Raw genomic sequence first — 1,261 nt, forward strand, 5'->3', positions numbered from 1 at the left:
ACATCGCCAAAGGCGTCGCGGCGAAAGACGCGGTAGACAACAAAGGCATCAGCTTCGCAGGCGACAGCGGTACGACCGTAGCCAACAAACTGGGCGATACCGTGGCGGTTAAAGGTGATGCCAACATCACCACCACCGCAGGCGCGAACGGCATTCAGGTCGGCCTCAACAAAGACCTGAAAGTAGACAGCGTCAAAGCAGGCGATACGGTTGTGAACAACAACGGCGTCAACGTCGGCGACAAAGTGGCGCTGGGTAAAGACGGTCTGAAAGCAGGCGATGTCAACATCACTGCCGAGGGCATCAACGCAGGCGGTAAGAAAGTGACCGGCGTCGCCGCAGGCACCGTTGCCGCAGGCAGCACCGATGCCGTCAACGGCGGACAACTGCACCAAGTTTACGAACTGATCGGCAGCAACGGCGGCAACGTCAACACCGCGCCGCCGTCAGTCGAAGCAGACGGCAAAGCAGGCTTGGGTAATATCAAAAACATTACCCTGGTGGACAACAGCACCAATCCGAACGTGACCAACGTCACGAACGAGACCAAGATTGCCCAGTCCAACGGTTACAGCCTCGTGACCTACAACGTCGAAGACCAAGGCATGTACGTGACCAACAACGTCATCGAAGCCGTAGGCCGTATGAACGAACAAGGTATCAAGTTCTTCCATACCAACGACGGCGAAGTGAACCCTGACGTACAGGCACGCAACGGCGAAGACTCCAGCGCGAGCGGCGCATACGCCACGGCAGTCGGCTTCCAAGCCGCCTCCAAAGGCACCAACGCCATCGCCATCGGTAAAGGCGCCAAAGCCAATGCCGAGAACACCATCGCCATCGGTACCGGCAACATCGTCAGCGGCAAAAACTCCGGCGCCATCGGTGACCCGACCGTAGTAAGCGGCAACAGCTCTTACTCCATCGGTAACAACAACAACGTATCCGCCGACAACGCCTACGCACTGGGCAGCAACATCAAAGCCACGGTTAAAGACTCCGTCTACCTCGGCGACCGCGCCCAAACCCAAGGCATCCATACGGCTGATGCAGCCAAAGGCGAAGCCTACACCTACGGTGGTCTGAACGACAAAGCCGTGGCAGGCAAAGCAGGTTCGACTGCCGCAGCGAACAAAGTTGCCGGTGTCGTTACCGTCGGCAACGGTACGGACGAGACCCGTCAGGTACAAGGTGTGGCGGCAGGTGTGGTATCTGCGGATTCTACCGATGCGATCAACGGCAGCCAGTTGTATTACACCAA

Annotated in this window: 1 pseudogene; it reads left to right on the forward strand. The window is 58.0% G+C overall.

Going from position 1 to position 1,261, the window contains the following annotated elements:
* A pseudogene (locus HMPREF2726_RS10720) lies at positions 1-1,261 on the forward strand (hypothetical protein); the annotation flags it as partial.

Source organism: Neisseria sp. HMSC074B07, from assembly GCF_001810355.1.
Taxonomy (GTDB): Bacteria; Pseudomonadota; Gammaproteobacteria; order Burkholderiales; family Neisseriaceae; genus Neisseria.